Source organism: Corynebacterium sp. KPL2680 (assembly GCF_040225675.1).
Lineage (GTDB): Bacteria > Actinomycetota > Actinomycetes > Mycobacteriales > Mycobacteriaceae > Corynebacterium > Corynebacterium rhinophilum.
Genome location: NZ_JBEHFM010000039.1, coordinates 1 through 6,043, shown reverse-complemented (window position 1 = coordinate 6,043; position 6,043 = coordinate 1). Strand labels below are relative to the sequence as shown.

7 protein-coding genes, 2 tRNA genes and 1 pseudogene are annotated in these 6,043 nt (G+C 55.9%); 5 read left to right on the top strand and 5 right to left on the bottom strand.

Annotated features, from left to right (window positions below; genetic code table 11):
* Positions 1–215: 215 nt before the first annotated feature.
* Genes ABRP66_RS11290 through ABRP66_RS11280 form a run of 3 tightly spaced genes read right to left on the bottom strand, consistent with a single transcriptional unit; the run spans position 216 to position 1,140 of the window.
* Positions 216–653 carry a DUF6918 family protein gene (locus ABRP66_RS11290; RefSeq protein ID WP_284770778.1) on the bottom strand — a complete coding sequence of 146 codons (438 nt, stop codon included), beginning with the start codon at positions 651–653 and terminating at the stop codon, positions 216–218.
* An 11-nt stretch (positions 654–664) separates the two neighbouring features.
* Positions 665–922, bottom strand: coding sequence for a hypothetical protein (locus tag ABRP66_RS11285; protein ID WP_023016410.1), 258 nt, complete (start codon positions 920–922; stop codon positions 665–667).
* Entirely contained in the window at positions 919–1,140 is a 222-nt protein-coding gene (locus ABRP66_RS11280) for a hypothetical protein (protein ID WP_023029849.1), read from the bottom strand. The genes ABRP66_RS11285 and ABRP66_RS11280 overlap by 4 nt, the downstream gene beginning before the upstream one ends.
* Before the next feature lie 78 nt (positions 1,141–1,218).
* On the opposite strand from ABRP66_RS11280, the gene gyrA reads away from it, so the two are divergent.
* The 4 genes from gyrA (at position 1,219) to ABRP66_RS11260 (ending at position 4,449) form a co-directional block, all read left to right on the top strand.
* Complete coding sequence (gyrA, locus tag ABRP66_RS11275; RefSeq protein ID WP_005276024.1) at positions 1,219–3,774, top strand: DNA gyrase subunit A; 2,556 nt, start codon at positions 1,219–1,221, stop codon at positions 3,772–3,774.
* Between the two features lie 3 nt (positions 3,775–3,777).
* The gene (locus ABRP66_RS11270; protein WP_284770777.1) at positions 3,778–4,116 is read left to right on the top strand and encodes a DUF3566 domain-containing protein; all 339 of its coding nucleotides are present in this window, start codon (positions 3,778–3,780) and stop codon (positions 4,114–4,116) included.
* 174 nt (positions 4,117–4,290) lie between these two features.
* Positions 4,291–4,367: transfer RNA gene (locus ABRP66_RS11265), tRNA-Ile, on the top strand.
* Between the two features lie 9 nt (positions 4,368–4,376).
* Positions 4,377–4,449, top strand: a tRNA-Ala gene (locus ABRP66_RS11260).
* Between the two features lie 186 nt (positions 4,450–4,635).
* On the opposite strand, the pseudogene ABRP66_RS11255 reads toward ABRP66_RS11260, so the two are convergent.
* Positions 4,636–4,740 (bottom strand): annotated as a pseudogene (locus ABRP66_RS11255) (IS3 family transposase); the annotation flags it as partial.
* An 18-nt stretch (positions 4,741–4,758) separates the two neighbouring features.
* Positions 4,759–5,364 (bottom strand): IS3 family transposase, encoded by a 606-nt coding sequence (locus ABRP66_RS11250; RefSeq protein ID WP_284783770.1) that lies wholly within the window; start codon positions 5,362–5,364, stop codon positions 4,759–4,761.
* A gap of 88 nt (positions 5,365–5,452) precedes the next feature.
* Here ABRP66_RS11250 and ABRP66_RS11245 point away from each other — a divergent pair, with 88 nt between their 5' ends.
* Complete coding sequence (locus tag ABRP66_RS11245; protein ID WP_349838695.1) at positions 5,453–5,668, top strand: transposase; 216 nt, start codon at positions 5,453–5,455, stop codon at positions 5,666–5,668.
* The last annotated feature ends 375 nt before the right edge of the window (positions 5,669–6,043 follow it).

The following is a 6,043-nucleotide window of genomic DNA, read 5'->3' as shown; positions in this document are numbered from 1 at the left end:
ACTTCGTGCTCTCAAAGAAAACTACTCCCTACTAGTCGGTAACTGATTTCTCAGTCCAACTAATGGGGAGCAGTTCAGTCTTGGCCGGCGGGGTAGTCGGTACGGTTTGCTTCTGATGCCGACGATTTATGATGCGGGGAATAATTCACTTCCACACTTATACTCCGCAGTCCAGAAAACCTTCAACCGCAGGAAAACCGGTGGAAACTATTTATTTACATGTGCTTTTGTACTATGCGGCCGAATGCAGGAACTTCCGGGCTTAAGATCTTGGTGGCCTTGCCGCGCAGGGAATTATAGGGGTTGCGCAGTGCGGCGGAGTTCACCTTTTCTACGTGCTTATCTGCGATATTCATAATTTCATCGCTGACCTCTTCTTGCCGCGGTTCAAGGAAGGCACCAAAATCATCCTTCCCGCTTTCCGCAAAGTCCTGCCACCGCGGATCCAGGGCATCGAGGACATCCGGCAGGATCCGTTCCAGCGCCTTGGGGACGACGTTGGCATCGGCCTTCTTGGCGGCGGCCAATCCGCCTTTAATGGCCATGCCAGAAATGCCGGATTGGGCGGAGGCGATTTTTTCAACGAGAGCCCCGCACTCGGCGATGAACTCGGTGCGGGTGGATCCATGCATCAAGGTAGAAAGGTGAGACATGGTGCGATACTTTACGCGAATTTAGTGGCCATATAGACGCGGGCGCAGTACTGCGCGAAGGTCTGGTTTCCAGCATTTAACGCTGGCACCTTTTCTAAAACCTCCGCCATGGCTTGGGCTGCCTGTTGCTCATCGCCGTGAATGGCTATGCCCTCCAGGCGCGCGGTGCTGGCAGCCGCGGCGGCCACCAAGGCGGAGTAATTGATGATGCGGAGATTAAAGCGGGCGCAAAATTCTTGAGCCACTAGGTATAGCTGTTCGGGGCTCATGACTGGGTCTTCCGCGCCCTGCGGATTTCGGCCTCTAGATCCGCGCGGCCGGGGAGGAGTTCGCGGGCGGTGGCTTGCACGTGGGCATCGGCAAGCGTGCGCGAGGCCGCCGCCACGATGGCACGCACCACCGCCTCGTGCTTGGAGGTGCCTTGCGCGGAGGCCAAGAGGGTAAGGGCGTGATCTTGTTCTGCGGTAAGCCGCAATGTCATTGCCATGCCCCAGTGATACCACAGTGATACCACCGGTGCGGCAAATAAGGCCGATAAAGCCCGGAGAAGGTAGAATTTGGCCTTATGAGTGACAATAACGACGATCTTTTTGATCGGATTTTTCCCATTGACATTAATGAGGAGATGGAGTCGAGCTATATCGACTACGCCATGTCCGTCATTGTGGGCCGCGCGCTGCCTGAGGTGCGCGATGGCCTAAAGCCGGTACACCGCCGCATTCTCTACGCCATGTTCGATTCGGGTTACCGCCCCGAGCGCGGCTATGTGAAGTCCGCGCGCCCGGTCTCTGACACCATGGGCCAATTCCACCCACACGGTGACTCGGCCATCTATGACACCTTGGTGCGCTTGGCGCAGTCCTGGAATATGCGCTACCCGCTTGTCGATGGCCAGGGTAACTTCGGCTCCCGCGGTAACGACGGCCCTGCCGCAATGCGTTATACCGAGTGCAAGCTCACCCCGTTGGCCATGGAAATGGTCCGCGATATCCGCGAAAATACCGTGGACTTCTCGCCCAACTACGATGGCAAGACCAGCGAGCCGGACGTCCTGCCGTCCCGCGTGCCTAACCTTTTGATGAATGGCTCCGGCGGCATTGCCGTGGGCATGGCCACCAATATCCCGCCGCATAACCTCAATGAGTTGGCCTCGGCCATCTACTGGCTGCTGGAGAACCCAGACGCAGACGAGGATGCCGCGCTCGCGGCCTGCATGGAACGCGTGAAGGGCCCGGATTTTCCCACCGCCGGCCTTATCGTTGGCGATCAGGGCATCAAGGATGCATATACCACCGGCCGCGGTTCCATCCGCATGCGCGGTGTGACCTCCATCGAAGAATCCGGCTCCCGGCAGACCATCGTGATCACGGAGCTGCCGTTCCAGGTCAACCCCGATAACCTCATCTCCAATATCGCGGAGTCCGTAGCCAACGGCAAGATCGCCGGCATTTCCAAGATCGAAGATGAGTCCTCTGACCGCGTGGGCATGCGCATTGTTGTGACCCTGAAGCGCGATGCTGTAGCCCGCGTGGTGCTCAATAACCTGTACAAGCACTCCCAGCTGCAGACCTCTTTCGGCGCTAATATGCTTTCCATCGTCGATGGCGTGCCGCGCACCCTGCGCCTGGATCAGATGCTGAGCAATTATGTTGCGCACCAGATTGAGGTCATCGTTCGCCGCACCCAGTACCGCCTGGATGAGGCCGAAAAGCGCGCGCACATCTTGCGCGGCTTGGTCAAGGCGCTGGATATGTTGGATGAGGTCATCGCCCTGATCCGCCGTTCGCCCACCGTTGATGAGGCGCGCGAGGGCTTGAAGGAGCTTCTCGATGTCGACGATATCCAGGCCGATGCCATCCTGGCGATGCAGCTGCGCCGCCTGGCCGCCCTGGAGCGCCAAAAGATCGTCGATGAATTGGCAGAAATCGAAGAAGAGATCGCAGACCTCAAGCACATCCTCGCCCACGAGGAGCGCCAGCGCCAGATCGTCCACGATGAGCTGGAAGCGATCGTCGAAAAGTACGGCGACGAGCGCCGCACCGAGATCCTGCCTGCCTCCGGCGAGGTCACCGATGAAGACCTCATTGCCCGCGAAAACGTCGTGGTCACCATTACCGCCACCGGTTATGCCAAGCGCACCAAGGTTGATACTTATAAGTCACAAAAGCGTGGCGGCAAGGGCGTGCGCGGTGCGGAGCTCAAGCAAGATGACATTGTGAAGAACTTCTTCGTTTGCTCCACGCACGACTGGATCCTGTTCTTTACCAACTTTGGCCGCGTCTACCGCCTGAAGGCCTACGAGCTGCCGGAGAGCGGCCGCGCTGCCCGCGGCCAGCACGTGGCCAACCTGCTGGAATTCCAGCCGGAGGAAAAGATCGCCCAGGTCATTCAGATCCAGTCCTACGAGGATGCGCCATACCTGGTTCTGGCCACCCAGCAGGGCCGCGTGAAGAAGTCGCGCCTGACCGATTACGAGTCCGCTCGCTCCGCAGGCCTTATCGCCATCAATCTCAACGAGGGCGATGCGCTCATCGGCGCCCAGCTCGTTTCTGAGGGCGATGACATCCTGCTGACCTCTGAGCAGGGCCAAGCCATTCGCTTTACTGCCGATGACGACCAGCTGCGCCCCATGGGCCGCGCTACCGCCGGTGTGAAGGGCATGCGCTTCCGCGGCGATGACCAGCTGCTGGCGATGTCCGTCGTCCACGACGGCGAGTTCCTACTCGTTGCTACCTCAGGTGGCTACGGCAAGCGCACCGCCATTGAGGAATACACCCCGCAGGGCCGCGGTGGCTTGGGTGTCATGACCTTCAAGTACACTCCGAAGCGCGGCAAGCTTATTGGTGCCATTTCGATTGATAAAGACGATGAAATCTTCGCCATTACCTCCGCCGGTGGGGTTATTCGCACCGAAGTAAACCAGATTCGTCCTTCCTCGCGCGCCACGATGGGTGTGCGCTTGGTTGACCTTGCCGATGACGTCGAATTGCTTGCCATCGACCGCAATGTCGAAGAAGATGGTGAGGAAGACGCGCAGGCTGTGGCCAAGGGCGAAAAGACCGTCGATGAGGTCCAGCAAGAGCACCACAAGGGTAGCGATGCCTCCAAGGATGAGGAGTAGGACATGGAACGACGAGACGTAACCATCCACCACATTTCGCCCACCTCGGCGTTTCGCGTTGGTCTGGCCCTGTCACTCGTCGGACTCATCGCGTGGTTGCTGGCCGTGTGCCTGCTGTACATCGGCTTGCACCAGGTGGGCATATGGGAGTCAGTCAATAGCCTCGTTGGCGGCGTCGGCGGGGGCTTTGAGGTCACCTTTGGTGTGGTGATCGCAGCCAGCGCGCTGATTGGCGTTATTTTCGCCGTCCTGTTCACCTTGCTCGCACCGCTGATGGCCGTCATCTATAACGCCATCGTGGATGTCCTCGGCGGGCTAAAGGTTAGCTTGGATGATATTTAGACCACTGTGAGTGGGAGACTATGCCGGCAGCTACGGTTGCCGGCATTTTTCTAGTTTTAAGCGCGAAGTAGGGTACTCATTAGGCCAACGAAGAGTGCCTTTGAAAACCTCTTTGAGCTGCCGATTTGTGTTCTTTCCGGGGTAGTATGTAAAGTTACTTCTCGTTCCGCTAAAGGGCCTATAGCTCAGTCGGTTAGAGCGCATCGCTGATAACGATGAGGTCGCTGGTTCGATTCCAGCTAGGCCCACCACGGAACAATGGGGCATTAGCTCAATTGGTAGAGCATCTGCTTTGCAAGCAGAAGGTCAGGAGTTCGATTCTCCTATGCTCCACAGGTGTCATGGGTCGCGACATGCTTGACAGGTCAGTCGCGACATCGTTGGCGAACCGGCATCTCAGTTGTTTTGTTCTGGGGTGCCGGTTTTCTTGTTATCTGGGGTCTAGGGGTGGGTCGCCTTTTTCCAGTAGGGCTTTTGGGTTAAGTAGCAAAAGGGGATGCGGACATTTTTTAGGACTATTCAGAGTAGCAGTTTGCGTCGGCGTTGATTGATGCTTAATCCGCTGAACTCAAGCTTGATTCTTCGTTCGTTGTAGAAGTCGACATATTCATGAATCGCTTTCTCTAGTTCCTCACGATGGCGTCATTTACGTCCATAGAACATCTCATTTTTCATTCGGCCGAACAATCCTTCGCACGCCGAATTGTCGGGTGAGCACCCTTTCTTCGACATTGAACGAGCAAAACCGATGTCTTGGCAGGCTTGGATCCAACTATTACCTCGGTAGTGGCAACCCCGATCGGAATGGATTACTAATCTTGTCGGATCCGCAGGCGCATCATTTTCAATCGCCTGTGCTAAGCAGTCGTCTGCAAGCTGCTGACTAGGATGGCAACTCGTTGTTGCTCCCACGATCTTTCCGTCGAAACAATCCACCAACGCTGAAAAGTAGATTTTCCCGTCATCAGCAGGAAACTCTGAAATATCCGTCAACCACAGCAGCCCAGGCTTATCAGCATGAAAATTCCGTTTCACCAAGTTTGGTGGGGCATCTGAAATCTCCCCGCGATACGACGAATAACGACGCTTTTTCTTAACATAACGCACCGTTAACCCTTCGGCCGTAATGATTCGGCGCACAACTTTCTCGCTGACCTTGATTCCCGATTGCTTCAATTGAATCCAGACGCGACGGTAGCCGTAGCTGAATTCGGAGTCTTTTACGATTTCGGTAATTCTTTCGGTCAGCTCCGCATACTTTGAAGGACCTGACCCCTAGTTGGTGGACACCTGATATCCAGCCTGGTTGGGTTGGGAAGAAAGGTAATCTGCCACTATGTCCAGGTATTCCGAACAGTTCAAACGCGATGCTGTGGCCCTCTATGAGAACAATGAGGACCTCTCGCTGAACAAAGCATCAGCAGAGCTCGGTATCAACCGAGCCTCGCTGCATTCTTGGGTCAAGAAGTACGGCACCGGCAAACGTGCCCGCATAAAAGCCATGCAGGATAAAGCCCAAGCGGCGAATGATTCCGAGCGGATCCGCCAATGAGACAAAAGAAAACGCACAACTGCGCGAAGAACGTGACATCCTGCGCAAGGCCGCTAAATATTTTGCTTAAAGCAACTCACGGGCGTTCTGCTTCTCAGTGTGTCTATGACCACCGAACCGAGTACTCGGCTCACACGGATGTGCCATGTGTTAAAGCTGAATCGTTCCTCGTTTTATAAATGGGTCCAAACTCGTAAAAAGCGCAGGATAAGAGATGTATTCTGATGCCGTTATTGGCGCGAGAATCACAACCATCTTTGATGATGAGCTTGGTCTTTATGGTGCTAAACGCATCGCTGCGGTTGCGTCCAGTAGCGTGGTGTATCTGTAACTGACGGTGGGCCCCTTATGAATGAGGCTGGCGACCACCGTAGT

Coding starts and splice junctions, on each gene's coding strand:
- ABRP66_RS11290 (WP_284770778.1), bottom strand. CDS start 653: ATGTCTCACCTTTCTACCTTGATGCATGGATCCACCCGCACCGAGTTC.
- ABRP66_RS11285 (WP_023016410.1), bottom strand. CDS start 922: ATGAGCCCCGAACAGCTATACCTAGTGGCTCAAGAATTTTGCGCCCGC.
- ABRP66_RS11280 (WP_023029849.1), bottom strand. CDS start 1,140: ATGGCAATGACATTGCGGCTTACCGCAGAACAAGATCACGCCCTTACC.
- gyrA (WP_005276024.1), top strand. CDS start 1,219: ATGAGTGACAATAACGACGATCTTTTTGATCGGATTTTTCCCATTGAC.
- ABRP66_RS11270 (WP_284770777.1), top strand. CDS start 3,778: ATGGAACGACGAGACGTAACCATCCACCACATTTCGCCCACCTCGGCG.
- ABRP66_RS11245 (WP_349838695.1), top strand. CDS start 5,453: ATGTCCAGGTATTCCGAACAGTTCAAACGCGATGCTGTGGCCCTCTAT.